Source organism: Streptomyces sp. ADMS (genome assembly GCF_033441795.1).
Taxonomy (GTDB): Bacteria; Actinomycetota; Actinomycetes; order Streptomycetales; family Streptomycetaceae; genus Streptomyces.
This window is the reverse complement of sequence record NZ_JAVFVX010000442.1, coordinates 1-447: the sequence shown is the minus strand read 5'-3', so window position 1 is coordinate 447 and position 447 is coordinate 1. Positions and strand designations below refer to the sequence as shown.

General features: G+C 72.0%; 1 protein-coding gene. It reads left to right on the top strand.

The features are described 5' to 3' along the window. Positions 1-51 precede the first annotated feature (51 nt). Positions 52-378, top strand: a complete 327-nt coding sequence (locus tag RB628_RS41465) for a hypothetical protein (RefSeq protein WP_318325777.1) — start codon at positions 52-54, stop codon at positions 376-378. The last annotated feature ends 69 nt before the right edge of the window (positions 379-447 follow it).

The following is a 447-nucleotide window of genomic DNA, read 5'->3' as shown; positions in this document are numbered from 1 at the left end:
GCATCCGGCATCCGGCATCCGGCAACCGGCCGATCGGGCAGGATGGGCGCCATGCCCACGCCTTCGGAACACACCCGGCTCTCGCTGGAGGCACGGCTTGGCGAGCAGGCCCGCACCGCCTGGCCGCAGCTGGAGCGGCTGCACATCCGCCACCGCGGGCCCTTCGCCTACGTGGAGGCCGAACTGGCCGACGGCGAACACATCAAGCTGATGCGGCTGCGCTACGTCGGCGCGGTCGGCCGGTGGGGCTTCGCGCTCTACTACGCCGGCAGCGACCGCTACGAGGACTCCCTGCTACCCACCGGCAGCCCCGCGGGCACCCCCGCAGACGCACTCGACTGCGCCTGCCGACTCCACCTCGCCGCCCCCGGCACCTGACCAGACACCAGCCACAGCACCGCCTCCGACGTCAACCCCCGAAGGACTTACGGCGCGAACCACTTAGCG